Origin of the sequence: Rhodoferax sp. (assembly GCF_028715765.1) — a bacterium.
Taxonomy (GTDB): domain Bacteria; phylum Pseudomonadota; class Gammaproteobacteria; order Burkholderiales; family Burkholderiaceae_C; genus Rhodoferax.
The window spans coordinates 1-25,647 of the sequence record NZ_JAQURE010000043.1 but is presented as its reverse complement, the minus strand read 5'-3'; the positions used below and the strand labels follow the sequence as shown (position 1 = coordinate 25,647).

Annotated in this window: 31 protein-coding genes; 8 read left to right on the top strand and 23 right to left on the bottom strand. The window is 57.5% G+C overall.

The window, feature by feature from the left end; all coding sequences use genetic code 11:
• Window positions 1–176: peptide-methionine (S)-S-oxide reductase (locus tag PHT20_RS16770; protein WP_366520938.1), on the top strand; the 176-nt coding region annotated here is incomplete at its 5' end.
• 151 nt (window positions 177–327) lie between these two features.
• Here PHT20_RS16770 and fdhF read toward each other — a convergent pair.
• The 4 genes from fdhF to PHT20_RS13370 form a co-directional block, all read right to left on the bottom strand.
• Window positions 328–3,192, bottom strand: a complete 2,865-nt coding sequence (fdhF, locus tag PHT20_RS13385) for a formate dehydrogenase subunit alpha (protein ID WP_301020907.1) — start codon at window positions 3,190–3,192, stop codon at window positions 328–330.
• Window positions 3,189–4,964, bottom strand: coding sequence for an NADH-ubiquinone oxidoreductase-F iron-sulfur binding region domain-containing protein (locus PHT20_RS13380; protein ID WP_301020906.1), 1,776 nt, complete (start codon window positions 4,962–4,964; stop codon window positions 3,189–3,191). Before PHT20_RS13380 ends, fdhF begins: the two co-directional genes overlap by 4 nt.
• Before the next feature lie 145 nt (window positions 4,965–5,109).
• Window positions 5,110–5,376 (bottom strand): HigA family addiction module antitoxin, encoded by a 267-nt coding sequence (locus tag PHT20_RS13375; RefSeq protein WP_301020908.1) that lies wholly within the window; start codon window positions 5,374–5,376, stop codon window positions 5,110–5,112.
• A 25-nt stretch (window positions 5,377–5,401) separates the two neighbouring features.
• The gene (locus tag PHT20_RS13370; protein ID WP_301020905.1) at window positions 5,402–5,620 is read right to left on the bottom strand and encodes a hypothetical protein; all 219 of its coding nucleotides are present in this window, start codon (window positions 5,618–5,620) and stop codon (window positions 5,402–5,404) included.
• A 253-nt stretch (window positions 5,621–5,873) separates the two neighbouring features.
• On the opposite strand from PHT20_RS13370, the gene PHT20_RS13365 reads away from it, so the two are divergent.
• The gene (locus PHT20_RS13365) at window positions 5,874–6,377 is read left to right on the top strand and encodes a hypothetical protein (RefSeq protein WP_301020904.1); all 504 of its coding nucleotides are present in this window, start codon (window positions 5,874–5,876) and stop codon (window positions 6,375–6,377) included.
• A gap of 46 nt (window positions 6,378–6,423) precedes the next feature.
• On the opposite strand, the gene PHT20_RS13360 is transcribed toward PHT20_RS13365, so the two are convergent.
• From PHT20_RS13360 to apbC, 7 genes are all read right to left on the bottom strand, one after another.
• Window positions 6,424–6,741 carry an addiction module antidote protein gene (locus tag PHT20_RS13360; protein WP_300082594.1) on the bottom strand — a complete coding sequence of 106 codons (318 nt, stop codon included), beginning with the start codon at window positions 6,739–6,741 and terminating at the stop codon, window positions 6,424–6,426.
• On the bottom strand, window positions 6,738–6,971 hold the full coding sequence (locus PHT20_RS13355; RefSeq protein WP_301020903.1) for a type II toxin-antitoxin system RelE/ParE family toxin: 234 nt from the start codon (window positions 6,969–6,971) through the stop codon (window positions 6,738–6,740). The genes PHT20_RS13360 and PHT20_RS13355 overlap by 4 nt, the downstream gene beginning before the upstream one ends.
• A 267-nt stretch (window positions 6,972–7,238) precedes the next feature.
• A complete protein-coding gene (locus PHT20_RS13350; protein ID WP_301020902.1) occupies window positions 7,239–7,604 on the bottom strand; it encodes a helix-turn-helix transcriptional regulator in 366 nt (121 codons plus the stop codon).
• Window positions 7,601–7,945: a type II toxin-antitoxin system RelE/ParE family toxin gene (locus PHT20_RS13345; RefSeq protein ID WP_301020901.1), complete on the bottom strand. Its 345-nt coding sequence runs from the start codon at window positions 7,943–7,945 to the stop codon at window positions 7,601–7,603. Before PHT20_RS13345 ends, PHT20_RS13350 begins: the two co-directional genes overlap by 4 nt.
• 410 nt (window positions 7,946–8,355) lie before the next feature.
• On the bottom strand, window positions 8,356–8,772 hold the full coding sequence (locus PHT20_RS13340) for a PIN domain-containing protein (protein WP_301020900.1): 417 nt from the start codon (window positions 8,770–8,772) through the stop codon (window positions 8,356–8,358).
• Window positions 8,769–9,014 (bottom strand): AbrB/MazE/SpoVT family DNA-binding domain-containing protein, encoded by a 246-nt coding sequence (locus tag PHT20_RS13335; protein ID WP_301020899.1) that lies wholly within the window; start codon window positions 9,012–9,014, stop codon window positions 8,769–8,771. Before PHT20_RS13335 ends, PHT20_RS13340 begins: the two co-directional genes overlap by 4 nt.
• 101 nt (window positions 9,015–9,115) lie before the next feature.
• Window positions 9,116–10,207, bottom strand: coding sequence for an iron-sulfur cluster carrier protein ApbC (apbC, locus tag PHT20_RS13330; RefSeq protein WP_301020898.1), 1,092 nt, complete (start codon window positions 10,205–10,207; stop codon window positions 9,116–9,118).
• Window positions 10,208–10,347: 140 nt separating this feature from the next.
• On the opposite strand from apbC, the gene PHT20_RS13325 reads away from it, so the two are divergent.
• Window positions 10,348–11,649, top strand: coding sequence for a patatin-like phospholipase family protein (locus PHT20_RS13325; RefSeq protein ID WP_301020897.1), 1,302 nt, complete (start codon window positions 10,348–10,350; stop codon window positions 11,647–11,649).
• A gap of 6 nt (window positions 11,650–11,655) precedes the next feature.
• On the opposite strand, the gene nadA is transcribed toward PHT20_RS13325, so the two are convergent.
• The 6 genes from nadA to PHT20_RS13295 all read right to left on the bottom strand — a co-directional run bounded on the left by nadA (window position 11,656) and on the right by PHT20_RS13295 (window position 16,207).
• The gene (nadA, locus tag PHT20_RS13320; protein WP_301020896.1) at window positions 11,656–12,783 is read right to left on the bottom strand and encodes a quinolinate synthase NadA; all 1,128 of its coding nucleotides are present in this window, start codon (window positions 12,781–12,783) and stop codon (window positions 11,656–11,658) included.
• Window positions 12,784–12,841: 58 nt separating this feature from the next.
• Complete coding sequence (gene nadC, locus PHT20_RS13315; RefSeq protein WP_301020895.1) at window positions 12,842–13,720, bottom strand: carboxylating nicotinate-nucleotide diphosphorylase; 879 nt, start codon at window positions 13,718–13,720, stop codon at window positions 12,842–12,844.
• Window positions 13,721–13,799: 79 nt separating this feature from the next.
• The gene (locus PHT20_RS13310) at window positions 13,800–14,822 is read right to left on the bottom strand and encodes an NAD(P)H-dependent glycerol-3-phosphate dehydrogenase (RefSeq protein WP_301020894.1); all 1,023 of its coding nucleotides are present in this window, start codon (window positions 14,820–14,822) and stop codon (window positions 13,800–13,802) included.
• 188 nt (window positions 14,823–15,010) lie between these two features.
• Window positions 15,011–15,469: a protein-export chaperone SecB gene (gene secB / locus PHT20_RS13305; protein WP_301020893.1), complete on the bottom strand. Its 459-nt coding sequence runs from the start codon at window positions 15,467–15,469 to the stop codon at window positions 15,011–15,013.
• A 40-nt stretch (window positions 15,470–15,509) separates the two neighbouring features.
• Window positions 15,510–15,770: a glutaredoxin 3 gene (gene grxC / locus PHT20_RS13300; RefSeq protein WP_301020892.1), complete on the bottom strand. Its 261-nt coding sequence runs from the start codon at window positions 15,768–15,770 to the stop codon at window positions 15,510–15,512.
• 29 nt (window positions 15,771–15,799) lie between these two features.
• Window positions 15,800–16,207: a rhodanese-like domain-containing protein gene (locus PHT20_RS13295; RefSeq protein ID WP_301020891.1), complete on the bottom strand. Its 408-nt coding sequence runs from the start codon at window positions 16,205–16,207 to the stop codon at window positions 15,800–15,802.
• Window positions 16,208–16,304: 97 nt separating this feature from the next.
• Here PHT20_RS13295 and gpmA point away from each other — a divergent pair, with 97 nt between their 5' ends.
• The 3 genes from gpmA (at window position 16,305) to moeB (ending at window position 19,372) form a co-directional block, all read left to right on the top strand.
• Window positions 16,305–17,048, top strand: coding sequence for a 2,3-diphosphoglycerate-dependent phosphoglycerate mutase (gene gpmA / locus PHT20_RS13290; protein ID WP_301020890.1), 744 nt, complete (start codon window positions 16,305–16,307; stop codon window positions 17,046–17,048).
• 87 nt (window positions 17,049–17,135) lie between these two features.
• On the top strand, window positions 17,136–18,608 hold the full coding sequence (locus PHT20_RS13285; RefSeq protein ID WP_301020889.1) for a S41 family peptidase: 1,473 nt from the start codon (window positions 17,136–17,138) through the stop codon (window positions 18,606–18,608).
• Window positions 18,609–18,616: 8 nt separating this feature from the next.
• Window positions 18,617–19,372, top strand: a complete 756-nt coding sequence (gene moeB / locus PHT20_RS13280) for a molybdopterin-synthase adenylyltransferase MoeB (RefSeq protein ID WP_301020888.1) — start codon at window positions 18,617–18,619, stop codon at window positions 19,370–19,372.
• Here the strand turns inward: moeB and PHT20_RS13275 are convergent.
• Window positions 19,367–19,879: a thermonuclease family protein gene (locus PHT20_RS13275; RefSeq protein WP_301020887.1), complete on the bottom strand. Its 513-nt coding sequence runs from the start codon at window positions 19,877–19,879 to the stop codon at window positions 19,367–19,369. The genes moeB and PHT20_RS13275 overlap by 6 nt on opposite strands.
• A 188-nt stretch (window positions 19,880–20,067) precedes the next feature.
• Between PHT20_RS13275 and PHT20_RS13270 the strand changes: the two genes are divergently transcribed.
• Together PHT20_RS13270 and PHT20_RS13265 are read left to right on the top strand one after the other, a co-directional pair.
• Window positions 20,068–20,835 (top strand): GGDEF domain-containing protein, encoded by a 768-nt coding sequence (locus PHT20_RS13270; protein ID WP_300082543.1) that lies wholly within the window; start codon window positions 20,068–20,070, stop codon window positions 20,833–20,835.
• A 1-nt stretch (window position 20,836) separates the two neighbouring features.
• Window positions 20,837–21,673, top strand: a complete 837-nt coding sequence (locus PHT20_RS13265; RefSeq protein ID WP_300082540.1) for a MinD/ParA family protein — start codon at window positions 20,837–20,839, stop codon at window positions 21,671–21,673.
• Window positions 21,674–21,698: 25 nt separating this feature from the next.
• Here the strand turns inward: PHT20_RS13265 and PHT20_RS13260 are convergent, their stop codons facing one another.
• The 5 genes from PHT20_RS13260 to PHT20_RS13240 all read right to left on the bottom strand — a co-directional run.
• Complete coding sequence (locus PHT20_RS13260) at window positions 21,699–22,442, bottom strand: DUF429 domain-containing protein (protein ID WP_301020886.1); 744 nt, start codon at window positions 22,440–22,442, stop codon at window positions 21,699–21,701.
• Between the two features lie 154 nt (window positions 22,443–22,596).
• On the bottom strand, window positions 22,597–23,019 hold the full coding sequence (locus PHT20_RS13255; protein ID WP_301020885.1) for a BLUF domain-containing protein: 423 nt from the start codon (window positions 23,017–23,019) through the stop codon (window positions 22,597–22,599).
• A 2-nt stretch (window positions 23,020–23,021) separates the two neighbouring features.
• The gene (folE, locus tag PHT20_RS13250; RefSeq protein WP_300082532.1) at window positions 23,022–23,723 is read right to left on the bottom strand and encodes a GTP cyclohydrolase I; all 702 of its coding nucleotides are present in this window, start codon (window positions 23,721–23,723) and stop codon (window positions 23,022–23,024) included.
• Window positions 23,724–23,824: 101 nt separating this feature from the next.
• A complete protein-coding gene (clsB, locus tag PHT20_RS13245; RefSeq protein ID WP_301020884.1) occupies window positions 23,825–25,051 on the bottom strand; it encodes a cardiolipin synthase ClsB in 1,227 nt (408 codons plus the stop codon).
• A partial coding sequence (locus tag PHT20_RS13240; RefSeq protein ID WP_301020883.1) for an endonuclease/exonuclease/phosphatase family protein occupies window positions 25,041–25,647 on the bottom strand: 607 nt, incomplete at its 5' end. The genes PHT20_RS13240 and clsB, both read right to left, overlap by 11 nt.

Below are 25,647 nucleotides of genomic sequence, written 5' to 3'. Positions count from 1 at the left end.
TTGGGAACGCCTATCGCACCGCCATTTTTGCCACCAGCGCGCAGCAGTTGCAGCAGGCCAAAGATTCACTGTCCACGCTGCAAACGTCTAAACCCTTTGCTGAGCCAATCCAGACGCAGATTGAACTGGCCAGCGACTTTTACCCGGCCGAGCCGGAGCACCAAAACTACCACTAGGTCAATCCGGTGCGCTATGAGTTTTATCGCAAAAGCTGTGGCCGAGACGCGCGGCTGGCACAGCTGTGGGGCATGCCAGCCGCGCGCTGAACGCCTGCCTGACGAGAGGGATACACCCCTAAGCGACACGATGAGACCCGATGTTTGGGGTTCATGACGTGTGTACCACAGCCTCCAGCGCCACCGCGCAGTATTTGAACGCTGGTATCTTGCCCACCGGGTCCAGCAGCGGGTTGGTCAGCAGGTTGGCAGCAGCTTCCACAAACGCAAACGGCATGAACACCGCGCCATCGGGCGTGCCTTCGTCACAGCGCAGCATCACGTCGATCTGGCCGCGACGGGTGCGCAGGCGCGCCATGTCACCGGCTTTCAGCCCCAGGCGCGCCAGCTCACGCGCGTTGACGCTGGCCATGGCACTAGGCTCCAGCGCGTCCAGCACGTGGCTGCGCCGCGTCATGCTACCGGTGTGCCAGTGCTCCAGCAGGCGACCGGTGATCAGCACCAGGGGAAAGTCGGGGTCGGGCTGCTCGTGCTCGGCCGTCAGGGTGGTGGGCACCAGTTGCGCGCGGCCGTTGGCGGTGGGAAAGCGGTCGATGAACACCGTGGGCTGGCCGGGGTCGTCCGCTCGTGGGCAGGGGTAGGTGACGCTGCTTTCCTCTTGTAGCCGCTGCCACGACACACCGCCCAGCACAGCCGGCATGGTTTGGCGCATTTCCTCATACACCTCGGCCACACCGTGGTGATCACCCGCGTAATGCCAGTTCAAGCCCATGCGCTGCGCCATTTGCTGGATGATCCACAAGTCGGCACGCGCGTCGCCGGGCGGGTTGATGGCCTGGCGACCCATCTGAATCATGCGGTCGGTGTTGGACACCGTGCCAGTTTTTTCAGGCCAGGCGGTGGCGGGCAGCACCACGTCGGCCAGCCACGCGGTTTCGGTCAAAAAGATGTCTTGCACCACCAGGTGCTGGAGCGATGCCAAAGCCTGGCGGGCGTGGTTCAGGTCGGGGTCGCTCATGGCCGGGTTTTCACCCTGAATGAACATGCCGCGCACCTTGTGCGGGTCGGCATCTGGCGCCAGGGCTTTGTGCATGATTTCCACCACGGTCAGGCCAGGCTCTGGGTCCAGCGACGTGCCCCAGAAGGTCTCGAACCAGGCATGAGCCTGCGCGTCGCTGACGCGCTGGTAGTTGGGGAACATCATGGGCAGCAGGCCAGCATCGCTGGCACCTTGCACGTTGTTTTGGCCGCGCAAGGGGTGCAGGCCACTGCCGGGTTTGCCGATCTGACCGCACACCATGCACAGGGCAATGAGGGCGCGTACGTTGTCGGTGCCGTGGGTGTGCTGGCTGACACCCATGCCCCAGAAGATCATGGCGGATTTGGCGTTGGCATAGGCGCGCGCCACTTCGCGGATAGTGGCTGCGGGCATGCCGCACACGGGCGCCATGGCCTCTGGGCTGAAGGGCTGCACCGCTGCGCGCACGGCCTGGGCGTTGTCTACGCGGTGGGCAATGAAATCGTGCGCAATCAGGTCTTCGTCAAACACGGTGTAGAGCATGGCGTTGATCAAGGCCACGTCGGTGTCGGGTTTGAAGCGCAGGGTGCGCCAGGCGTGTTTGTCCAAATCAGTGCCACGCGGGTCGGCCACTACTAGCTTCAATCCGCGCTGCACGGCGTTTTTGATCCAAGTGGCGGCCACCGGGTGGTTGCCTGCGGTGTTGGAGCCAATCACCAGGCAAAAGTCCGCGTGCGCCACGTCGTTGATCTGGTTGCTGACCGCGCCAGAGCCCAAGCCTTCAAGCAAGGCGGCCACGCTGCTGGCGTGGCACAGGCGGGTGCAGTGGTCGACGTTGTTAGAGCCAAAACCGGTGCGCACCAGTTTTTGAAACAGGTAGGCTTCTTCGTTGCTGCCTTTGGCGCTGCCAAAACCAGCCAGAGCTTTGGGGCCATGGGTATCGCGCAGGTTTTTCAAACCGCCGGCGGCAAAGGCCAGCGCCTCGTCCCAAGTGGCCGGACGAAACACCTGCGCCCAGTCGTCGGGGTTACGCGACACGTTCACGTCTTTGGGCACATCGCTGCGACGAATCAGCGGCTGGGTCAAGCGATGGGGGTGATGGATGTAATCAAAACCATAGCGTCCTTTGACGCACAGACGGCCATGGTTGGCCGGGCCATCACGCCCGTCTACGCGCACGATGTGGTTGGCTTTGACGTGGTAGGTGAGCAGGCAACCCACGCCGCAGTAGGGGCAAACCGAGTCCACTGTTGTTTCAGCAGTTGGCGGCGCATCGGCAGCAAAAGTGGCCAGCGGCCGGGCGCTGATGGCTCCGGTGGGGCAGGCTTGCACGCATTCGCCGCAGGCTACACAGCTGCTGGCGCCCATGGGGTCGGCCAGGTCAAACACAATGCGCGTGTCAGCACCACGCCCCGCCAGACCAATGACCCCGTTGACCTGTGCCTCGCGGCAGGCGCGCACACAGCGGGTGCATTGAATGCAGGCATCCAGGTTGACCAGCATGGCGGGGTGCGAGGCGTCATGCGCCAGCCCCCACCCCTGCCTTCCCCCAGCGGGGGAAGGAGCCACAGCCGAATGGCTTTGCTGGATTGCCCCCTCCCCCGCTGGGGGAGGGTTGGGGTGGGGGCTGATTTGGCGCAACGCTGGCCGCACTGTGACACCAGCCTGCATGGCCGCTGCGCTGAGCTCGCCGTAGTCACCTCCCTCAGGCAAATCTGAGAGCATCAGCTCCAGCACCAGCGCACGGTTTTTGACAGCACGTGGGCTGTTGACCTGCACGACCATGCCGGGCTTGACGCTGCGGCTGCAACTGGGCACCAGGTTGCGTTCGCCCTGCACTTCCACCAGACAACTGCGGCAATTGCCCTCGGTGCGCAGGCCGTCGCAGGTGCACAGGTGGGGAATGTCCACGCCGCAGTTGGCGGCCGCTTGCAAAATGCTCAAGCCGGGTTGCACCTGGACTTTGCGACCATCGAGCTCAATCGTCACGCCGCTCATAGAGCACCTCCAATTTCATGTGAAAAGTAACGCTGCACACAGCGAATCGGGTGTGGCGCGGCCTGCCCCAGCCCGCAGATCGAGCCCTCAGTCAGCACCTCGGTCAAGTCATCGAGCGCGGCGTTGTCCCACACTGGCGCTTTCATCAACGCTGCTGCACGCACTGTGCCCACCCGGCATGGCGTGCACTGACCACAGCTCTCGGCGGCAAAAAATTCAAGCGCATTGAGTGCCGCGTCACGGGCGCGGTCGTGCTGGCTGAGCACGATCACCGCGGCAGAACCCATGAAGCAGCCATAGGCTTGCAGCGAGTCAAAGTCCATCGGCAAGTCCGCCAAGCTAGCCGGCAAAATGCCGCCAGAGGCGCCGCCAGGCAAATAAGCGTAAAGCTCATGCCCGTCTGCCATGCCGCCGCAATGCTGGTCAATGAGTTCGCGCACGCTGATGCCCGCTGGTGCCAGCTTCATGCCAGGCAGGCGCACCCGACCGCTCACGCTGTAGCTGTGCAAGCCACCATAGCCATGCACGCCCAGGTGTTCAAACCAGTCGGCACCTTTGTCCAGAATGTCGCGAATCCAGTACAGCGTCTCAAAGTTTTGCACCAGCGTGGGCAGGCCAAACAGGCCCTTGTCGGCCAGGTGCGGCGGGCGCAGCCGCGGTTCACCACGCTTGCCCTCCAGGCTTTCCAGCATGGCCGAGCCTTCGCCGCAGATGTACGCGCCAGCACCCCGGCGCAACACAATGTGCGGCAGCGGGCACGGTGGGTTGTCCTGCAGCGCTTCAATCTCACGGGTCAACAAGGCACGCAGTTCAGGGTATTCGTCGCGCAGGTAGATGTAGCAGGCCTGCGTTCCAGCCACTTGCGCGGCAATCAGCATGCCCTCTAAAAACCGGTGCGGGTCGCGCTCTAGGTAATAACGGTCTTTGAAGGTGCCGGGCTCGCCCTCGTCCAAATTCACAGCCAGCATTTTGGGCACCGGGTGCGCCAGCATGGTGCGCCATTTGCGTGCAGTAGGAAAACCCGCGCCACCCAGGCCACGCAGGTGAGCACGCTCCAGCGCCGCCAGCACTGAATCGGGCGTTTCTTCGCCGTTGACCACAGACGCCGCCAGGGCATACCCACCCTGCGCACGGTAGGCGTCAAATGCTACGTATTCAATAGCTGCTTGCGCTTCATTTAAAAGGGCTAGAGGCCTATTTTCTGTAAATATTTCAAGACGCTCCAAAGCCTCTTGCACCGCCTGCTGCACGGCTTGCGGCGTAGCCTGGACCACGGCTTGCTGCCCCACCAGCGCCGCCGGAGCCTGCTCGCAGCGGCCCATGCACGGGGCTGGTACCACGCGCACGCCGTCGCCCAACTGACCTTGCAGGCACTGGTGCAGTGCGTTGCCACCAGCCATGGCGCAGCTGATGCTGTCACACACCCGCACTGTCAGGCGCGGGGCCACCTCGTCGTCACGCAAGATGTCAAAGTGGTGGTAGAAGCTGGCCACCTCATACACCTCGGCCACGGGCACGCGCATCTCAAAAGCCAGCGCCACCAAATGGCGCTCAAACAAAGCGCCATGATGGTCATTGAGCAGGTGCAGGTGCTCTATCAGCAGGTCACGCGGGTGACCGTCTTGCGGGGCGGCGCCAATGAGTGCACGCACGTCAGCAAGCGCCTGGGTTTCGGACTGACGGCCTTTGAGTTGATTGACGCGGCGCTGACGGGTGGCACTGGCATGCCCGATGGAAGCCAGCGGCACGATGAAGGATGATGTTGTTTGCATGGTGTAGAGAATAGCAAACCGCCAGTGGTACGCGAACGGATATTGACACGCCGATACCTTGGCAATGGCGTCAGCACGATGAGCCAGGAGCTTGACCGTTTGTGCATGCTGGCCTGTTTGAGCGGCACAGCTGTGGCACATCGCTTCAGGTGTGCGCTACTTCCCTGGCTGATATTCGCTCTAGCACATCGGCCATGGTTGCGCGAGCCGTTGCCATGTCAAAGTCGGTTTGCAGCCCCATCCAAAATTCAGCGCTGCAACCAAAGTACTTGGCCATACGCAGAGCCTTGTCCACAGTCACGGCGCGGCGCTCCCGCACAATGTCATTGATGCGCGGCGCAGGTACTTGCAGCGCCATCCCCAGCGCGTGGGCGATCAACCCCATGGGTTGCAAAAATTCCTCGCGCAACACCTCAAACGTCAAGAGATAACGAAAGTCACCCTCGCGCTTTCACACTGGCTGCCACAGCCAGCGCCAGCACCACGTCGCACACCGTCTTGCGGTCGGCGACCGACAGCGCGGTGTACTTGACCAGCATGTCGCGGTCTTGCATGGTGAGCGCCGTGGTGTCAAAACTGCCCGCCTGAGACTTGACAGCCGGGGTCAAGGTGCCAAAACGCAGCTCGTCGGCACTGACATGCAACCATTCAGCCAATACACGCAGTTTTTAGATAAATATTGTTTATATTGGTGATAAATAGGCTTCGCACCGACAAGCCCATAAACAACCAAGGGAGTGTCTGTTTGAAGTTTTCCCCTTTTCAGTCAAGTCAATTTGCCTTCGGCCTCGCCTGAAGACGCGACCGACTTTTGTCTGAATTTCCGCATCGTTGGCCAACCTGCGTCGATGGCACGCTGGTAGAAAAAACAACCAAGACCATCACCATCTCAACTCTTAAGGTTAAGCAATGAAATTTCAAAAACTCTTGGTCGCCGCCGTCTCAACGGTGCTCCTTGGCGCTTGCGCCTCACCCACCGTCGTTCAGTCCGTTAAACCCGGCGATAACGGTTTGTCGTGCGCCCAATTGCAAAATGAGTACGCCGATGCCGAGCGCTTTCGCACCGAAGCAGACAAAGAAAAGAGCGTGACCGGCGGTAACGTGGTGCGCGCCCTGCTGTTCTGGCCAGCCATTTTGGGCACCGCCGCCAACGCCAACGAAGCCATTGCTGCGGCTGATTCACGCAAGGTGCATCTGGCCAACCAGATGAATCAGAAGAATTGCGCCATTCCGAACAGCCCAGTGGTTACCGATAGCGCTGCCGCACCCAGCCCGACCACGCCACCAGCGGCCACAGCCGCACCCAAATCCAAAGAGGAACAACTGGTTGAATTGAAGCGCCTGTTTGACGGCAACCTGATCTCAAAAGATGCCTATGCAGAGCGTCAAAAAGTGATTTTGAGCGGGTCATAAGTCATCCAAAGCGATGGGGGGTGTGGAAGATCACATGATTTTTGCTTCAACCAGCAGCCTGAACCGGCTTGGCTTGTGCCACCAGATTCACGCCCAGTGCACGGCACACGCGTGAAATGGTGTCAAAGCGCGGTTGTGAATTGGGTCGCAGCGCTTTGTATAAGGCTTCGCGGCTCAAGCCCGAGACTTTGGCCACCTCGGTCATGCCACGCGCACGCGCAATCATGCCCAGAGCGTGGGGTAATTCGGCCGGGTTGTCGTCTTGCAACGCCAGCGTCAGGTAGTTGGCGATGTCCTCGTCAGTTTTGAGCTGTTCGGCTAGGTCGAACACCGGCAAATCAGCAAGTTTAATTTTTTGTGTCATGGTGACTCACTCCTAAATAGTTTTGGACAAGGCAATCGCAGCTGCAATGTCAGCTTTTGGGTGGACTTATCGCCACAACCAAGCATCACAAGCAATACATCACCACGTTGCACAAAGTACATGCGCCAGCCTGGACCCAAAAACTCACGCATTTCGAACACGCCCTCGCCTACCGGTGCAATGTCGCCAAGCAGTCCACGCTGCGCCTTGGACAAACGAATGCGTGTCATGCTGTCGTTGCGTGCATCCAGCCAAGCTGTGAACGCCGACATTTGCTTGCCTATAAATATGATTGCAGTGTAATCACTTATTAACAACTTTTGCAGAGTCAGGGGTCAGGTCTTGTAATCCTACAAAGGCGCTCAGTACAAACTGGGTGAATTGGGTCAGACCCCAATGCACCAAGTCGAAGTCACCGGTTGCGGTGATGGCCAGATGCGCCAACAATGCGCAGATAGCTGCAATTTAAAGAGCAAATCCGAAGCAATCCAGAGGCGTTACGCGGTCTGCCTTTGCCCGGTCTGCGTAACTTTCGCCCCCTTGGCTGCCTTCGCCGCCTTGGCCCTGACACCCGCTATGGGTCGGATGGTCAAGCCCACACGCATGCCGGCACAGGTGGCAAGGTTGACCAGCGCGTCTAGGCTGAATTCACCAATCTTGCCTTTGAGCAACTGATTTAAGCGCGGCTGCGTCAAGCCCAGCGTTTTGGCGGCGGCCGCTTGCGTCATACCGCTTTCCTCAAACCATTGGGTGATCACCATCATGGTCTGCGAGCGCAGCAGCAGGTTTTGCGCTTCTTGCGGGTCAAAGCCCAGATCGGCAAAAACATTGTCACTGCCCGGGGTTATTTGGAATGGGTTCATTTTTTCTTCCTCTCGTTCACAAGCTGCCGATAGCGGGTGTTGGCCAGATCAAGATCAACCTTGCTGGTCTTGGGTGTCTTTTTCTCAAAGGCATGAAGCACGTAAATAGCCTCAGAAAATTTGGCAACATAAAGCACGCGGTAAGCCTTCTCGATCTTTATCCGAATTTCTTTGACCCCGGCACCGACTGTTTCCATGGGCTTCCAGTCCGTAGGTTCGTGACCTAGCTGCACGCGTCCGAGTTGGTGACCCGCTTCTTTTTTTGCCTCTTGCGCGAAGTTCTTCACCACATCAATGCTGTCGCCAAGCCAGCTTAGGGGTTTTTGCTGAATTCGGATCATGCCAAGATTTTATTCTGATTTCAGAATAAATAGGATGCATCACCAATTCAAAAAACGGCGAATTCAATCTCGGCTGCAACGTGCGCGCCCTGCTGTTCTAGCCAGCTATTTTGGTCACCGCCGCCAAAGTCACTTACAGCAACTGCCACGTCTAAAACCAAAGAGGAACAACCGGTGGAGTTGAAGCGCCTGTTTGATGGCAACCTGATCTCAAAAGATGCCTATGCCGAGAGACAAAAAGTAATTTTGAGCGGGTCGTAAGTCATCTAAAGCGAGGGGGGTGAAAGATCGCATGATTTGTGCTTCACCCAGCAGCCTGAACCAACCTGGCTTGCGCAACCAGATTCACGCCCAGTGCACGGCACACGCGTGAAATGATGTCAAAGCGCGGTTGCAAATTGCGAAACGAATCAACCCCGAAACGGGTTGCGGATGCTCAGTGTGCTGCCTCCGGCAAAGTCGGGCAACTTGACCGTGAGGCCATCCTGCATGTCTTCGGTGTACAGCACGGCACAACCGCTCAAGCCAGCGGCTGCCACGATATTCGCGTCGTACAAGGAAAAGTTGTAACGTGCCATTAACACCAACGCCAACTGGTGCGTGCGCACACCCAGGTCATGTACAAGACAGGTTTCAATCAACGTATTACTGAGCGCCTGAATGTCGTCAAGCGACAGGCCTCGCTTTTTACGTAGCACATTGGCAAACTCGTTGAGCACCTGCACACTGATGACACTGGTCTGAGCCAGCAACTGCTCAACCCGGTCTGCGCGTGCACTCTCATCCACCCAGTAGATGAGCACATTGGTGTCAATGAAAATCTTCACCGACTGTTGGCCTGATCACGATCAAACCGGAAGTCTGACGGCCAAGGCGCGCGCAGTCGGCGCATGGCTTGCAGCCGCTGCAACTTGTTGGGTTCGCGCACAACATCCACATGCAATGGCTGGCGTGCCTTGCGAGCAGCGGGTTGCAAAATAATTTCATCACCTTCGGCGATGCCCAATTGCTGCACCAAGGTCACCGGCAAGCGCACTGCCAGGCTATTACCCCACTTTGACACTTGCACGGCTAACCTCCTGTTGGATATACATCACTGGAGGTAGATTGTACAAAGCTGGTTGCAACAAGCCAACCGATTCAAGGCACCTTCAAGGAGCCATGGGGTCTTCAAGTCTCTTTGGAAATCTTGATGCTTGGAAACTTGCTGGAAAAGTCTTTGTTTTTGGCCGCAATGGCCAGCGCCACTTTGCGCGCAACGGCTTTGTAGAGGCCGGCCACGTCGCTGTCGGGGTCAGACACCACGGTGGGCTTGCCACTGTCGGCCTGCAGGCGAATTTGCATGTTCAGCGGCAAGGCACCGAGGTAGTCCATTTGGTACTCGGCGGCCATTTTTTTGGCACCGTCGGCACCAAAAATATGCTCAATGTGGCCGCAGTTGCTGCACACGTGCACCGCCATGTTTTCCACAATACCCAAAATTGGCACACCGACTTTTTCGAACATCTTGATGCCTTTTTTGGCGTCCAGCAGAGCAATGTCTTGCGGGGTGGAGACGATCACGGCACCAGTCATGGGCACACGCTGGCTCAAGGTGAGCTGAATGTCGCCGGTGCCGGGGGGCATGTCGACGATCAAATAATCCAAGTCTTTCCAGTTGGTTTGGCGCAGCAATTGCTCCAAAGCCTGGGTGGCCATGGGACCGCGCCAGATCATGGCTTCGTCTTGAGCTACCAAAAAACCAATCGACATGACTTGCACGCCGTAGTTTTCTAGAGGCTCCATGGTTTGGCCATCAACGCTTTCGGGCTTGCCGTCAATACCCATCATCATAGGAATGCTGGGGCCGTAGATGTCGGCATCGAGCAAGCCCACGCTGGCACCTTCAGCCGCCAGCGCCAGCGCCAGGTTGACCGCAGTGGTGCTTTTGCCCACGCCGCCTTTGCCCGAAGCCACCGCCACAATGTTTTTGACTTTGGGCAGCAACGCCACACCGCGCTGCACAGCGTGCGCGGTGATTTGGGTGCTGAGGTTGACCGACACGTTGGCCACGCCAGCGACCGACTTGGCCGCTGCGATCAGCGCTTTGCGAAAGCCGGCCTGCTGGCTTTTGGCGGGGTAGCCCAGCACCACTTCAAACGCCACATCGTCGTCGGAAATGGTGAGGTTTTTGATGCACTTGCTGCTGACGAAATCACGTCCGGTATTGGGGTCGATGACGCTTTTCAGTGCGTCCATCACGGTTTGTTCAACGATTGCCATGGGTATCTCCTAAGGGGCTTGTAGTCTAGCCAAGATAAGCATGACCTTATTGATTAAAGCAAATCAGGGTATTCCCGACGCAGGGTTCACCCGCATGCATTTGCAGGCTGACAGCCCAGGGCGGTGCCGATAATGATTTGATGGCGCACGATCCGTTTTCTCCCACTGAATTTCTGCCGGAAGCCCCCTCTTCCACCGCTTTGATGTTGACCGGGGGGGGTGCCCGTGCGGCTTACCAAGTGGGGGTGCTGGAGGCCTTGGCTGATGTGCGCCTGGCGTGTGGCGCAGGCGCTGAGGGCAACCCGTTCCCGATCATTGGCGGCACCTCAGCGGGTGCCTTGAATGCCGCTGCACTGGCCTGTGGGTGTGATGATTTTGAGAGCACAGTGCGCAGTATTGGCAAGGTCTGGCGCAACTTTTCAGCCCATCAGGTGTACCGCGCCGACTCGGTCAGCATGCTGCGCACCGGCGCCAAGTGGATGACGCTGTTGTCGATGGGCTGGTTGATTGCCAAGTGGCGCCGCGTCAAGCCCAAGTCGCTGCTGGACAACACGCCGTTGACCGAGCTGCTCAAACAACTGGTGCCGCTGGAGCGGCTGCCATTTTTGATTCGCAGTGGCCACTTGCAGGCGCTGGCGGTCACGGCGTCGAGCTACAGCTCGGGCGAGCACATTACTTTTTTTCAGGGCGACCGGCGCTTGCTGCCGTGGGTGCGCTCACAGCGCCGTGGTCTGCGCGACAAAATCACCCACGCGCATTTGCTGGCTTCCAGCGCCATCCCGTTTGTGTTTCCAGCGCAAGCCTTGCACCTTGAAGGGCAAACCGCCTTTTTTGGCGACGGCTCCATGCGCCAGTCTGCCCCCATTGCACCGGCCATTCATTTGGGCGCTGAGCGCATTTGCGTGATTGGCGCGGGGCGCATGCACGAGCCTAAAACCCAAGGCGCTTTACCTAACCTGGGCAGCTACCCCACCTTGGCACAAATTGCCGGGCATGCGCTCTCGAACATTTTTCTGGATGCCTTATCGGTGGATGTGGAACGCATCAAGCGCATCAACCAAACCCTGAACTTGGTGCCGCAAGAGCTGCGCAGTGCCAGCCATTTGCGCCAGGTGGAGCTGCTGCTGATCTCGCCCTCAAAACGGCTCGATGAGATTGCAGCGCGCCACATTGACGAGCTGCCCAGGGCTGTGCGCACGCTGCTGGGGGGCGTGGGGGTGTCGTCGAAAGCGGCAGACATCAAAGGCTCAGCTTTGGCCAGCTATTTGCTGTTTGAGAAAGGCTACACCCAGGAGCTGATGGCGCTGGGCTACGACGATGCCATGCGCCAGCGGGCAGAAATTTGCAAGTTTTTCAGGTGGACAGACCCGCAAGCCCAGCCGCCCGACCCGGCGCAACCGGTGCCAACAGACCGCCGCCGCGACCCACTGCGCATACGCTAACCAGCCCTAAACGGCACCCATGTTTGGCACCAGCGCACCAGCATCGGTGCCGCCTTTGATCGCAGCCGTAAAGGCCAGCATGCGGTCTATGGGCTGGCGGGCACGGGGAATCAGGGCGGGGTCAACCTGCACCTCGTTGGCACCTGTTTCCAGCACCCGCGCCACATCGGCCAAGCTGTTCATGGCCATCCAGGGGCAATGGGCGCAGCTTTTACAGGTAGCGCTGTTGCCAGCTGTGGGGGCTTCCACAAACACTTTGCCCGGGTTCAAGGTGCGCAGTTTGTGCATCATGCCGTTGTCAGTGGCCACAATGAACTCAGGCGCGTCAAGCTCGCGTGCGGCCTTCAAAATGGCTGAGGTGGAACCCACCGCATGCGCCAACGCCACCACATGCGCGGGCGATTCGGGGTGCACCAGCACTTTGGCTTGCGGGTGCTCGCGCATCAAAGCCTCCAGCTCAAACGCCTTGAACTCGTCGTGCACGATGCAGGAGCCGTTCCACATCAGCATGTCGGCACCGGTTTCGCGCTGGATGTAGCCCCCCAAATGCCGGTCTGGCGCCCACAAAATTTTGTGCCCTTTTTCTTTAAGGGCTTGCACGATTTCAAGGGCGCAGCTCGACGTGACCAGCCAGTCAGCACGGGCTTTGACCGCTGCACTGGTGTTGGCATAGACCACCACGGTGCGATCAGGATGGGCATCACAAAACGCACTGAAGTCGGTCACCGGGCAACCCAGGTCGAGCGAGCAAGTGGCTTCTAGGTCAGGCATCAGCACACGCTTGTCTGGCGACAAAATTTTGGCGGTTTCGCCCATGAAACGCACACCCGAGACCACCAGGGTCTGGGCGGCATGGTCGCGGCCAAAACGCGCCATTTCTAACGAGTCGCTGACCAAGCCACCGGTCTCTTCTGCCAGGTCTTGCAGGTCGGGGTGCACATAGTAGTGCGACACCATGACGGCGTTTTGCTCTTTCAGCAGGCGGCGAATTTTGTCTTTTAAGGCGGCGCGCTGCGCCGGCCCGGGCTCCACAGGCACCCGCGCCCAGGCGTATTTGGTGGCGCAGGTGTCCCCCGTGCTGGGGGCTTGGGTGAGCGGCTGCTCGTATTCAACATTTTTTAGAAAATTGGTCATGGCGTTGCTTTGCTTTGCTTTTCTTTGCTATTTATAGATGAGCTGTTAGTGCATGTATTTATTGGCCTTGAGAGCTAAAACGCATTGAAAAATCAATGGCTTTCACGTCTTTGGTCAAGGCACCAATCGAGATGCGATCGACCCCAGTGGAGGCGATGGCGCGCACGCTGTCAAGCTTCACGCCGCCTGAGACTTCCAAAATGGCGCGTCCGGCATTGATGCGCACTGCCTGGTGCAACGTGGCCAAGCTCATGTTGTCCAGCAGCAGCATGTCGGCCCCAGCGGCCAAGGCTTCTTCAAGCTGCGCCAGGGTTTCAACTTCAATCTCGACAAACTTGGCCTGGGGTGCCACTTGCGCGGCCAACTTCAGCACGGCAGACACGCCACCAGCGGCGGCAATGTGGTTTTCTTTGATCAGCACTGCGTCATACAAACCCAGCCGGTGGTTGCTGCCGCCGCCGGTCAATACCGCGTATTTTTGCGCCAGGCGCAGGCCAGGCAGTGTTTTGCGGGTGTCCACAATGTGGGCTCTGGCACCTGGCACGTCGCGCACGGCTTGGACAAAATGGTCGGTCTTGGTGGCCACGGCACTGAGCAACTGCAAAAAATTAAGCGCTGTGCGTTCGGCGGTCAGCAACGCTCTGGCCTGGCCATGAACCTCAAACACCACTTGATCCGCCTCACAGCGATGGCCTTCTGGCACATGCCAAGTGATCTGTGCGGCCGGGTCCAGCGCGTGCACCGCCGCTTGCACCCAGGGCAAGCCACAGATCACTGCAGGCTCGCGCGCCAGCACGCGGGCGGTGGCCTGGGTGTGTGGGTCGACCAAACCAGCGGTCAGGTCGGCCGCGCCAACGTCTTCAGACAAGGCTTTGGCGACATCGGCGCGCGCCAAGTCGGCCACTAAAGCAGGTGGGAAATCGCCATGGGCACGCATGTCATATCCTTTGAATCAGGGGTAAATCAGACCAGCACAGTTTGCCAACACGGTTTGCCAACAGGTTGACAGGGATGGATTACGGGGTGTTTTGCTCCTGGGCTGGCTCACGCCCCATGAGCTTAGCCACCGCCTGGGCGGGGCTCAGTTGATTGTCTAACAACGCCACCACCGCTTGGGCAATGGGCATATCCACACCCACAGCAGTGGCACGCTGCACCACGGTGCGGGCGCTGTACACCCCTTCGGCCACATGCCCCAGCTGCGCCGTGGCTTGCGCCAGGGTGTGGCCCTGCGCCAAAGCCAAGCCCACTTGCCGGTTGCGCGACAAATCGCCAGTGGCCGTGAGCACCAAATCACCCAAGCCACTCAAGCCCATGAAGGTGGTGGCTTGCGCACCCAGTGCCAACCCCAGGCGGGTCATTTCGGCCAGACCACGGGTGATCAATGCCGCGCGGGCGTTCAGCCCCAGGTGCAGACCGTCGCACAAGCCGGTGGCAATGGCCAGCACGTTTTTCACCGCGCCCCCCACCTCTACCCCCACCAGATCGTCATTGGCATAAACCCGCAAAGTAGGGTTGTGAAACGCCGCCACCATGGCTTGGCGCACCGACTCGTGCGCACTGGCAGCCACCAGCGCGGTCGGCAAGCCCTGCGCCACTTCTTGTGCAAAGCTGGGGCCACTGAGTGCACCCACTCTTAATTCAGGAGCAACTTGAGCTTGTATTTCATGGGCTAGAAGGCCAAAACCATGTGAATGAGGCGCTTCAAAACCCTTGCATAACCAGACCACTGGCGCACGGCATGAGGCCAGCGCGGTCAACATGTCGCGCAGGGCGGCCATGGGGGTGGCCACCACCACCAGATCAGCGCCGTCGGTCAAAGCGCTGAGTTGCTCAAGGGGTTGGTGACTCAGGTGCAGCGACGCTGGCAGCACCACGCCGGCCAAATAGCGGGTGTTTTGCCGCTGGCTGTGCAGCTGTTGCACCAGCGCAGCGTTGCGCGCCCACAAGGTGACGTGGTGCGCACAGGCGGGTTGGGCACTGGCATTGACAGCCAGCGCTGTGCCCCAGGCACCCGCACCCAACACAATTATTTTCATAGCTGGTTACGCACTATTCATGCGCTCTAGAGGCCAAAAAGACTTAAATATTTCAAAGAGGTAGAAGCTATGGAGCTTGGTTCACCTTGAGCGCACTGAGTCTATCAAGGGGTTTGTGTACTCGGTCAAGGCTTCAACAAACTCAGCCCCAACGACACACAGCCCCCAGCATTGACTCTATCTAAAGATTACTGCGGCAGCGTGGCCTCTGGCTGGGCGGCTTGCTGCTGTTGTTGCGACTCGTACATGGCCTGGAAGTTGATCTCTGACAGATGCACGGGTGGGAAGCCTGCGCGCTGAATCAGGTCAGCCACGTTGCCGCGCAGGTAGGGGTAGACGATTTGTGGGCAGGCAATGCCCATGATGGGGCCCATTTGCTCTTGCGGCAGGTTGCGCAGCTCGAAAATACCGGCTTGGCTGGCTTCAACCAAAAACACGGTTTTGTCTTTGATTTTGGTTTGCACGGTGGCGGTCACGGTGACTTCATACACACCGTCGGCCACGGGGGAGGCGTTCACACCCAGTTGAATGTCCACCGTGGGTTGCTCTTGTTCGAGCAAGATGGCGGGGGAGTTGGGTTGCTCAAGCGAGGCTTCTTTCAGGTACACGCGTTGAATTTGAAAAATAGGGTCTTGGTTGTCTGCCATGGAGGTCTTTCAGTTAAAAAAAGGAAGTAAAAAATGGATTTCAAGCGGCTTGCAGCAAAGGCATCAAACCGCCTTGGGCATCGAGTGCCACCAGGTCGTCACAACCGCCCACGTGGGTGCTGCCAATGAAGATTTGTGGCACGGTGCGACGCTGGGTGATGGCCATCATCTGGTCTCGTTCAGACGGATTTTGGTCGATGCGGATTTCTTCAATGTGCTCAACGCCACGGGCTTTGAGCAACTGTTTGGCGCGAATGCAATAGGGGCAAACAGCGGTGGTGTACATCTTGACGGGTTGCATGAGCTGACCTTGGTGATGGGGGTGGAAATTCAGGCTTTTTCAATCGGCAAATTGGCGCTGCGCCAGGCACCCAAGCCGCCAGAGAGCGACTGGACGTTTTCGTAGCCCAGTTTTTTGGCAATGCCCAACGCGCGGCTGCTGCGAGCGCCAGAGCGGCAGACCAGAATCACTGGCAAGGCCTTGTTTTTCACCGCGCCAGGCAACTTGTCTGCGAGCTGCCCCATGGGGATGTTCTTGGCGCCCACCACATGCGCTTGTGCGTATTCGGCGGGTTCACAAATGTCAATGACGACGGCTTTTTCGCGGTTCATGAGTTGCACCGCGCCGTCGGCCGTGAGGGCACCAGGGCCGGCCCCATTGAGCATGGGCCACAGCAGCATGCCACCGGCGGAGAGTGCCACCAGAATCAACATCCAGTTGTCGAGAATAAATTTCAATTGAAGATCCTTCTGAAGTTAAGCTTGAGTCAAGCCGCGCATTTTAGAATGCGCAACCCATGTGGCTCTTACCCTTTTCGATACCCTGATTTTCACCATGCACAAACTTGTCTTGATTCGCCACGGCGAATCCACTTGGAATCTGGAAAACCGTTTTACCGGCTGGACGGATGTGGACTTGACGCCCACCGGGCTGGAACAAGCCAAAAATGCCGGGCGCCTGCTCAAAGCCGAAGGCTATGAGTTTGATGTGGCCTACACCAGCGTGCTCAAGCGTGCCACCCGCACGCTGTGGCATGTGCTTGACGAAATGGATCGCACCTGGTTGCCGGTGGTCAACAGTTGGCGCTTGAACGAGCGCCATTACGGCGCGCTGCAGGGTCTGAACAAATCAGACATGGCCAAGCAATATGGCGATGCCCAAGTGCTGATCTGGCGGCGCAGCTACAACACCCCGCCCCCCGCGCTGGAAGCCACCGACCCGCGCTGCGAACGCGCCGATGTGCGCTACGCCAAGCTCTCACCTGAGCAAGTGCCCCTGACCGAATGCCTGCAAGACACCGTGGCACGGGTCATGCCGTTTTGGAACGAGGCCTTGGCACCAGCCATTGCGCACGGCAAACGGATTGTGGTGGCCGCGCACGGTAACTCGATTCGGGCGCTGGTGAAGTACCTCGACAACATCTCTGATGACGACATCGTCGGGCTGAACATTCCCAATGGCATTCCGTTGGTGTATGAACTCGACGACAACCTCAAACCCATTCGCCACTATTATTTGGGCGATGCCGATGCCGCGGCCAAAGCTGCAGCGGCGGTGGCAGCGCAGGGTAAAAACTGATTTTTTTGCGCTCCCCCGGGAACACGGCACCCCGAGCCGTGTCCAAACTGCTTTGAATCAACTCGCTTACAAGCGCTGGAACACACCATGGGTCAAAAATTAAAAGTCGCAGGCTGGATTTCAGTCGGCGTGTTTGCCGGGGCTTTGACCACGGTGTCATTGCAAACCGTGGCGCGCGGTGCGCTGGCACCGCTGCCGCTCGAAGAGTTGCAGCAATTGGCCGCCGTGTTTGGCATGGTCAAGAGCAATTATGTGGAACCTGTGGATGAGAAAAAACTCATCACCGATGCCATTGCGGGCATGGTGGCGGGGCTTGACCCACACTCGGTTTACCTCGACAAAAAAGCGCTGAAAGACTTCAACGAAGGCACCACCGGCAAGTTTGTCGGTGTGGGCATCGAGATTTCGCAAGAAGAAGGCTTGATCAAGGTGGTGTCGCCTATTGAAGACTCACCGGCTTACCGCGCTGGACTCAAGCCCAATGACCTGATTGTGAAAATTGACGACACCCCGGTCAAGGGCATGACCCTGAACGAAGGGGTCAAGCGCATGCGTGGCGAGCCCAACACCAAGGTCAACCTGAGCATTTTTCGCAAGGAAGAAAACCGCACCTTTCCGGTAACCATCACCCGCGAGGAAATCAAAACCCAAAGCGTCAAAGCCAAGGTGATTGAGCCGGGCTACGGCTGGGTGCGCATCAGCCAGTTTCAGGAACGCACCGTGGCTGACTTTGCCCGCAAAGTGGAAGACATCTACAAGCAAGACCCCAAGCTCAAAGGTCTGGTGCTGGATTTGCGCAACGACCCAGGTGGCTATCTGGATGCCGCAGTGGCTATTTCAGCGGCGTTTTTGCCTGAGAACGTGACCGTGGTGTCTGCCAACGGCCAGTTGCCCGAGAGCAAGTTCACTTACAAGGCTTCGCCACGCTACTATTTGCGCCGCAGTGGGCCAGACCCGCTCAAGCGGCTAGACGTAGTAACCCAAGGTGCCATCAAAACCGTGCCCCTGGTGGTGTTGGTGAATGAAGGCTCTGCTTCAGCCAGCGAAATTGTGGCTGGGGCTCTGCAAGACCACAAACGTGCCACCCTGCTGGGCAACCAAACCTTTGGCAAGGGTTCGGTGCAAACCGCAGTGTGTCTGGATTCGGCTTTCCGCATGGACAACTGCCCCACCGCTGCGCTCAAGCTCACCACCAGCCGCTACTACACACCCAGCGGCAAGTCGATCCAGGCCAAGGGCATCGTGCCGGATGTCATGGTGGACGAAACGGCAGAAGGCAACCTGTTTGCCGCCCTGCGCACCCGCGAAGCAGACCTTGAAAAACACCTCAACAGCGGTCAAGGTGATGAAGTCAAAGACGCCGCCCGCGAAAAAGCCCGCGAGGAAGCGCGCGTCAGGCTCGAAGAAGAGATGAAAAAACCACCGTCAGAGCGCAAGTTGCCAGAATTTGGCACAGAAAAAGACTTTCCGCTGATGCAAGCCCTCAACCAGCTCAAGGGTCAGCCGGTGCTGGTGAGCAAGACGCTGGTTGAACGCCCAGAAGAAAAGAAAGAAAACTGAGCGTTGTGATGGACGATGACGACCTGCTGCGCTATTCGCGCCATATTCTGCTCAATGAGATTGGCATTGAGGGGCAGGAGCGCATTTCAGCTGCCCATGCGTTGATCATTGGCGCTGGCGGTTTGGGCTCACCGGTGGCGCTGTATTTGGGCTCAGCTGGCGTCGGTCACATCACCGTGGTTGACCATGACACGGTAGACATGACCAACTTGCAGCGTCAGGTGGCTCACACCCTGGCACGTGTGGGGCAACCCAAGGTTCATTCGATTGCGGCGGCCATTGAAGCCATCAACCCTCAGGTCAAAGTCACAGCCCTGCAGCAACGGGCAGACGCAGCGCTGCTGGATGCGCTGGTGGCGCAAGCCGATGTGGTGCTGGACTGCTGTGACAACTTTGCCACCCGCCATGCCATCAACGCTGCCTGCGTGACACACCGCAAACCCTTGGTGTCAGGTGCGGCCATTCGGTTTGATGGCCAAATTGCGGTGTATGACCCGCGTGACCCGCTTTCACCCTGCTATGCCTGTGTGTTTCCGCCCGAGGCCACTTTTGAAGAAACCCGGTGCGCCACCATGGGTGTGTTCGCACCGCTGGTGGGCATCATTGGTAGCATGCAAGCCGCTGAAGCACTCAAATTGATCAGTGGCGCAGGCCAGCCGCTCACAGGGCGCTTGGTCATGCTGGATGGGCGTGCCATGGAATTCACCCAAATGCATGTGGTCAAACAGTCGGGCTGCCCGGTTTGCGGCGGCAGCCCTTCATAGGGTCTTGAGTTTGAGGTGGCCATTGGGCAGGCGCTCGTAACAGCTGCCAACGCGCTTGCGAAAGTCTCTTGGCAACTCTGCCGCATGGCTGGCAAAAACCCCCAAAGCCTGCGCTTTGGCCTGTGCCTCTTGCTGAGCATAGGGGCCGAGTCGGCCATGCCAACGGCTTGACCACGCCTGGCCTGAGGCCACCATCAAAGCGCCTACATCTTGCGAATCAATTTGCACCCGAGCCAAACCACGGCCATATTGATCTTGGGACATGACCGTGACCTGCACCGTGTGCTGCCCAACCCATTGCCGCAAAGCATCGCGCGAGGCCACACCACCTGTCTGACAAATTTCAGGGGCATCCAGTCCCAACAATCTCAGTTTGCGCGCGGGCATACCCTTTGTGCTCACCCACAAGGTATCACCGTCTGAGACATAGGTCACCTTGGCGGTAAACACTTCTGCAGCCACCCACAATGGGCTCAACAAACAAAACCACAACCACACATGTTTCATAGACATTTTCCAAAACTTAAAAACTCACAACATCGCAGAGGCCAAGTACCCACGCTGCGAATGAGCTGCAAAGCACGTAAACACTGGGGATTGACCTCATTTTTAACGGCATCGCCGTGGAAATGAACCTGTTAGACTTTAAGTGAGATAGATAAAAAATTTGACAAAAAACCTCGTCCCCTCACGCCATGATTGATCTCAAGCTTCTCAAATTGGATGATGCGCGTGCACTTTTGGGACACAGCGCGCATGAGCTACCCGATCCGTCTGACGGCAGTTTGAATTATGTGCAAACTGTTATCGACAAGCTGTGTGAAATTTCCCAAAAAGACCCCCTGACAGGTCTTGCCAATCGGCGCTTTTTCAACCAAGTACTGGTGCGTGAAATTGAAGTGGTTGCCCGCTCGGGTGAGCCAGCGCTGCTGTTGATGCTGGACATTGATCACTTTAAAAACGTCAACGACACCTATGGCCACCCCGCCGGCGACGCTGTGCTGCAGGCCGTGGCCAATACCTTGATCAAGTGTGTGCGACCTATGGATACCGTGGCGCGGTTCGGCGGCGAAGAATTTGTGGTGATTTTGCCCAGTTGTCAGGGGCACTATGGTCATGTGGTGGCCGAGCGAATTCGTGAATCCATCAGTGCTTTAAAAATTTCTCTGGCCAGCGGCGAGTCCATTGCGGTGACCATCAGCATTGGTGGTGCATATGCGCCACGCTGGGTGCGTTCAACTGCTGAGCTTTGGATAGACCGCGCGGACATTGAGTTGTATCGCGCCAAGTCTGAGGGACGCAACCGGGTGTGCATTGAACCCCAACCCGTTTTGGCGGTCAGTGCAGAAGAAAAAAGTTTATTGTTTGGGCCGCTCTCTTTGGGTGAACCGGGCTGGATTGAGAACATGGCTGTAGAGAGTTCTGTCGCTTCATCAGGCAGTGCAATGAATAGGATGAACTGAAATGAGCGACCTTTTGAATCCTTCTAAAACTCCGCAGACGCCTGAAAAAGTGCCGTTGCGCCCGCTGGGTAAAGTGCTGGCTGTGACCAGTGGCAAGGGTGGCGTGGGCAAGACTTTTGTGTCTGCCAATTTGGCAGCTGCCTTGGCCAAACGTGGGCAGAAAGTGCTGGTACTTGATGCCGACTTGGGTCTAGCCAATTTGGATGTGGTGTTGAATCTGTACCCCAAAATCACGCTGCATGATGTGTTTACGGGTAAAGCCAAGCTTGAAGAGGCCATTGTCAAAGCGCCTGGTGGCTTTTCTGTGCTGCTCGCCGGCTCTGGCATGGTGGAATACTCTCGCCTGACACCCAATGTGCGAGAAGATTTTCTGCACATCATTTCAGGCTTGTTGCCACACTACGACGTGGTGTTGCTCGACACCGGCGCGGGTATTTCTGATGTGGTGCTGTTCGCTGTGTCTCTGGCATCTGAAGTGCTGGTGGTAGCTACGCCAGAACCCACCTCGCTGACGGATGCCTATGCCACCATCAAAGTCTTGGTGGGTGAGCAAAAACGCAGAATTATCCGCATGGTGATCAACCAAACCGCACGCATGGGCGACGGCCGTGCCATCACCACCCAGTTGCAACAGGTGCTGGATCGGTTTGTGGTGGCCAAACCAGGGGAAAACGTGCGATTGATTCACATGGGTGACATTCCTGCGGACCCATCGGTTCGCATGGCTGTGATGAAACGCCAACTGTTGATGCAAACCTTACCAGGCTGCCCGGCCGCATTGGCCATTTCGCAACTGGCAGGTAAGTTGCAAGAGACTTTGATTCAAAAACGCAGCTAAGGGCTTGTAAAGCAAATCGCCAAAGCTAAGCCGTCACAATCCAGCCTTCAAGTGCATCCAAGTGCGGTGGCAAACCGTACATGGCTGCACCAGATGCGTGATGCTGACTAGCCCAAGCGGCCTGCATCAGACACAGCACGGCATCCAAGGTGTCACCTGTGGCGTCGTCAGCCAGGGCATCGCGTTGGGCGTTGGAGAGTTTCAACCGTAAATCTAAGCGGGTTCTGCCCTGCTCTAAAGCAGTGATCAAGTCTTTGCGTGCAATCAGTCGCTCAGGCGTTTGTTTGGCTTTGTCATCCGCCTTGTAGCTGCGTGAACCTAAGATTTCACGAGCCAAGAGCCCCGGATAGCCCTCCAAAGCTAATTTCATCACTTGAGTTTCTGGGTGCTGCGGTGTAAACAAACCTGGCAAATGCGCACCGCTTTGCAACAGCAAAGGGATGCCCGCATGCATCATGTAGGCTACAGGTGGGTTGACCCATTTCATGCTGGAACTTGAACCCGCCGCCAGGTCGGTAGCGCGGTGAGCAAATTTGCCACCCACCGGTCTGGCGGCACAAAAGTTCATGAAGGTTGTCCGAATTTCAGACCGACTCATGGCTGAAAAATGCTGCATGCATGCCAACCAGTCTGTGGGCCACCCCAAAACAGTGACCAATTCACGTGGCAGACCAAATGGCAAATCAAACACACCCAACCAAGATTGAGGCTGATCAAGCCAGTCAGAAAAAGCTGTCAAAGAAGTAAAACGCTCTATTTTTAAGAGCATTACACGCTTTGATGACAAGCCACCGAGGGCTAAAACAATACTTTTTTTAGCGCTGGGCGCACTAGAAAAGTCACAACCGACCAACACTTCTGACGGCTCGGTGTTGCGTGTGTGTGGTGAAGGCGCAGCCTCACAAGACAACGCCCTCACAGATTCATGCGCGGCCAATGATGGAAGCAGTGGCCATCAACTCTTCGAGCAAAGCCAATGACACGCGACCCGACACAGAATAAGGGTCAAGCTCTGGGCGCTCGGCGTATTTGAGCAAGATAGAGGCATTGATGCGGGTCATGTTGACCTCGCCCATCGTCCAGCCAGCAAAGCGACGCTCTGAAATTTCTTCGTAGTGCAGCAGCACCACGTCTTTGTGGCGCGTATCGCGCTGTATATGGCCATAAAGCTCGCTGATGGCCATGCGACCACCTTCAATGGCCTGCAAAAAAATACCCCCGCCATAGCACAGCACACCTGTGACACCGCTGTGCGGGTTGTGATCGCGCGACTGATGCAAGATGGATTCGATGGCGTCTGGACTGGTGTCCACGGCACGACTGGCATAAGGTAAACGAACCAACATGCTTAACCTTTCTGGGGAATGAGAGATAAAAATTCGCGGCGCAGGTTGGCATCTTTCAAGAAGCTGCCACGCATCACGGAATTGATCATTTTGCTGTCAACATCTTTGACGCCGCGCCAGCTCATGCAAAAGTGGCTGGCCTCCATCACGATGGCCAAACCATCAGGCTGGGTTTTTTGCTGAATCAAGTCAGCCAACTGCACCACGGCTTCTTCTTGAATTTGCGGCCTGCCCATCACCCATTCGGCCAGCCTGGCGTATTTGGAGAGCCCAATCACATTGGTGTGTTCGTTGGGCAGCACGCCAATCCACACCTTGCCCATGATGGGACAAAAATGGTGACTGCAAGCACTGCGAACCGTGATGGGACCAACGATCATCAGCTCGTTCAAGTGTTCGGCATTGGGGAATTCTGTGATCTCAGGGGCTTTGACATACCGCCCTTGAAACACTTCTTTCAGGTACATCTTGGCCACCCGGCGAGCGGTGTTACCGGTGTTGTGGTCATGCTCGGTGTCAATCACCAAACTGCTGAGCACGCCTTTCATTTTTTCTTCAACCTCATCAAGCAGCAGCTCAAGTTCGCCCGGTTGAATGAAATCAGCGATGTTGTCATTGGCGTGGAACCGCTTGCGAGATACCGCAATGCGCTCTCGAATTTTGACTGACACCGGGGTGCCAATGTCTTCTGGGATAGAGTTCATGATGGACTAAAGGAAATGATCAGAGGTGAATCGTATCAGTGTTTTAATACTAGGGTTATTCGCCTTAAAAGCTCTATTTCATTGTGTAAGAAGCTATATATTTAATAGCGTTTGCCGTTAATAAACAACAAACTGCGAAGCACCAGGTAAGCCAAGGCATCCAGCAACTTGAGCCGCCAAGGGCGACTGGCGTGCGCTACTGGGTTCACCTGCTGGGCAGCGGTGGTAAGAGCCGTCTCCAAAGCTGAATTCAGCGCCTTAGCAAAGGGCTCATCTTGAACCACCACATTGGCTTCGCGCGCCAGCAACAGGCTCAAAGGGTCTATGTTGGATGAACCCACCGTGGCCCACTGGTCATCAACTACCGCCACTTTGGCATGCAAAAAACTAGGCTGGTATTCATAGATCTCCACGCCAGCGGCCAGAAGCGGCGCATACAAGGCACGGGTTGCGTGGTATTGCATGAAATATTCGTAGCGCCCTTGTAGCAACAGGCGCACCCGCACCCCGCGCTGGGCAGCATTGATCAAGCCTGTGCGCATTTTTCGGCCAGGTAAAAAATAGGCGTTGGCCAACACGATGTCTTGCTTGGCCTCAGCCAACGCGTGGAGGTAGGCGCGTTCAATGCGGGTGCGAAAACGCAGGTTGTCACGCAGCACCAATTCAGCCCAAGCACCCTCTGTGGCTGCCTCATTGGTCGCCAGCTCTCGCTTGGCTTGCACCGCCAAACGCAAAGCTGCCCAAGCCCCTTCCAAATCAACTTGCCTGGCTTTTTGCGCAGCTTGTAGCCGCCACCAGAGTTGGCTCATGGCCACATGAGCGTGTTGTACCAAAGGGCCCGTGACCCGAACGGCAAAGTCAAAACGCGGTGCACTCAGCAATCCGTGATTGGGGTCATAGCCATCATCAAGCACATTGATCCCGCCACAAAAAGCCACTTCACCATCGACTACGCACAGCTTGCGGTGCATGCGCCGCCAGCGGCTAGGAACCATCAACCCCAAATTTCCTAGCGGGGCAAATACCCGCCATTGCACACCGGCCAAGCGCCAACGCTGCGGCCAAGGTGCACTCAGCTCTGGTGTACCCACCCCATCCACCACAACCGTGACAGCCACACCACGCATGGCCGCGCGCTCCAAGGCAGCTGCCACATGACTGCCAGCACCATGCACATCAAAAATATAGGTTTCAAACCGAACTTCGTGCAAACTGGCCTCAATGGCGTGCACCAAAGCTGAAAAATAACTTTGCGAGCCTTGCAACAGCTCAACTTGATGACCTGATTGACGCTGCCGCCTTGCGGGGTCGGATGGGCTAGGCAGCATCACTCAACGCAAATTCAGCAATCAAAGGCAAGTGGTCAGACATGCGCCACCAAGCCCGGCCTTGAGGCGCACTCAGGCTCAAAGGTGTGAGCCCTCGGGCAAACACGTAGTCCAACTGAGCCAAAGGCAAGCGAGAAGGAAATGTGGGTTGGCGCACGCCCCACACGTGCAATTGCGACCCAGCCAGGGCTTTTTGTACGCTGGAACCCCAATCATTGAAATCACCGGCCAACAACAAAGGCGCATGCAGTGGCACTTCACGCGCAATGAAGCGCTGCAATTGCGCCACTTGCCGCACCCGACTGGCTTTGACCAGCCCTAAATGCACCACCAACACATGCACCTCTTGCCCATAGATCTGCAACTTGACATGCAACAAGCCACGCTGCTCAAGCCGATGATCCGACATGTCTTCATGTTGGTGTGTAAGCACCGGCCAGCGCGACAACAAGGCGTTACCGTGTTCACCGTGGCGCGTGATGGCGTTGGTGCGGTAGACCGCTTCGTAACCTGGTGGGGCTAAATAGTCTGCCTGGCCTTGCTGCGGCCACAAGGGAAAACGTTTGGATTCACGGGTGTTGTGCAAGCGCACCTCT